At 35.2% G+C, this 2428-nt stretch carries 1 protein-coding gene and 1 riboswitch; the gene reads left to right on the forward strand.

The features are described 5' to 3' along the window. Positions 1-216 precede the first annotated feature (216 nt). Positions 217-315, forward strand: a riboswitch (TPP riboswitch). 159 nt (positions 316-474) lie between these two features. Continuing rightward, positions 475-2220 carry a phosphomethylpyrimidine synthase ThiC gene (thiC, locus tag CD155_RS10845; RefSeq protein WP_103213332.1) on the forward strand — a complete coding sequence of 582 codons (1746 nt, stop codon included), beginning with the start codon at positions 475-477 and terminating at the stop codon, positions 2218-2220. The last annotated feature ends 208 nt before the right edge of the window (positions 2221-2428 follow it).

Genomic DNA, 2428 nt, shown 5'->3' on the forward strand with positions numbered 1-2428 from the left:
ACGTTGTTTTAATAAGAAGTTGTTCCATTTAATTTGATTAATGTTTCATTTTTTTGTATATATATGATGTAATTTTTAACTTTGCAACAGAACCCTTTTATAACGTATTTTATTTTTCATTTTACTTTTCAACAGAACCACCTTAAAGAAATGATTTCGCATACTGGCTTGTAATAATAGATATTTGAATGTTAGTATAAAACAGTAAATTAAATAACTCATTGCTAGGGGTGCCGAAAAGGCTGAAAGATATACTATCAACCCTTTGAACCTGATCTAGTTAGTACTAGCGTAGGGAAGCGCACATAGATGATTAAGAAATAGAAATTCAATATGACGTTGGATAAATACTTGATGTTTATCTTTGTTCATAGATGTATAAATCCTTGCGCATTCATAAAATTATGAATGCGCTTTTTCTTATTTGTCTTGGATTTTTTGCCTCCTAGCATTGAAGCAAGGAGGATTTATTTTATGAAACAAGAAGAAATTGAATTGAAAAAAGGTTTTCCAGCAAGTAGACGTATCTTTAAACAAGGGGCAGATGAAGATGTTCGTGTGCCGTTTCGTGAAATTAAACTTAGTGATACAGTGACAGATTATAGTACACAAAAGAATGAACCTATTACAGTGTATGATACAGCAGGTGTCTATCATGAAGAAGATTATGAAGTGGATATTCAAAGAGGTGTTCCGAAATTGCGTTCTAACTGGATTGATGCACGTGGAGATGTTGAAGCGTATGAAGGTCGAAAAGTAAAATCGATTGATAATGGCTTTAAAAAAGAAGGACATCATAAATTCGTGGAAACACCGTTTAAATATCAACCAAAACGTGCACAAGAAGGTAAACGTGTGACACAAATGTATTATGCAAAACAAGGTATTATCACTAAAGAAATGAAATTTGTGGCAGCACGTGAAGGGGTAGAACCAGAATTTGTCAGAGATGAAATTGCGAGAGGGCGCGCAATTATTCCAAATAACGTAAATCACCCTGAATCTGAACCAATGATTATTGGTAAAAATTTTCAAGTTAAAATTAATGCCAATATCGGTAACTCTGCAGTGTCATCGTCGATTGAAGCTGAAATCGAAAAATTAGTTTGGGCAACACACTGGGGTGCAGATACGATTATGGATTTATCTACGGGTAAAAACATTCATGCCACACGTGAATATTTATTAAGGAACTCACCTGTGCCTGTAGGAACAGTACCTATTTATCAAGCGTTAGAAAAAGTAAATGGTATTGCGGAAGACTTAACTTGGGAAATTTATCGCGATACTTTAATTGAACAAGCAGAACAGGGCGTTGACTACTTTACTATTCATGCGGGTGTCTTACTTCGCTATGTACCTTTAACAGTCGATCGTTTAACAGGTATTGTCTCTCGTGGTGGTTCTATCATGGCACAATGGTGTTTAGCACATCATGAAGAAAGTTTCTTATATGAACACTTCGAGGATATTTGCGACATCTTAAATCGTTATGATATCTCAGTCTCTTTAGGAGATGGATTAAGACCAGGATCTATTTATGATGCGAATGATGAAAGCCAAATTTCAGAATTAAAAACATTGGGAGAATTAACAGATATTGCTTGGAAACATGATGTTCAAGTGATGATTGAAGGTCCTGGACATATTCCAATGCATAAAATTAAAGAAAACCAAGATTTAGCAGATTTCTACTGTAAAGAAGCACCGTTCTATACATTAGGACCATTAACAACAGATATCGCACCCGCCTATGATCACATTACTTCTGCGATTGGTGCAGCACAAATCGCGAGCCATGGTACTGCAATGCTTTGTTATGTGACACCAAAAGAGCATCTTGGTTTACCAAATAAAGATGATGTGCGTGAAGGAGTTGTCACATATAAAATTGCGGCACATGCGGCGGATTTAGCTAAAGGTTTGAAAGGGGCTTCTGAACGTGATGACGCAATCAGTAAAGCACGCTTTGAATTCCGTTGGATTGATCAATTCAACTTATCATTAGACCCAGAACGTGCACGTGAATATCATGATGAAACATTACCGAAAGAGTCAGCAAAAGTTGCACACTTCTGTAGTATGTGTGGCCCTAAATTCTGTTCAATGCGTATTTCACATGATTTACGTCAACATCATTTTGATGAGCAAGAAAGACAAGATGGGATGAAAGAAAAAGCAAAAGATTTCGTAGAACAAGGTAGTAAAATCTATCAATAATTAAAAACGAAAGTGATAAAAATGACACCTGTACAAAATTGTACGGGTGCCTTATTTTGGGGTTAAAAGTCTTTTAAGAGTGTATTCCAAATATTCTATAAGCCTCCAAAAATGGGGTTCTGTTGCAAAGTTAAAATAGTATACAGTTCTATACAAAGTCAGAATCTTTAACGTTGTTTTAATAAGAAGTTGTTCCATTTAATTTGAT

The organism is Staphylococcus caprae (assembly GCF_002902725.1).
Lineage (GTDB): Bacteria > Bacillota > Bacilli > Staphylococcales > Staphylococcaceae > Staphylococcus > Staphylococcus caprae.

What these genes read in the sequence shown, in the direction of transcription:
- thiC (WP_103213332.1), top strand. Translation starts at nt 475, where the DNA reads ATGAAACAAGAAGAAATTGAATTGAAAAAAGGTTTTCCAGCAAGTAGA.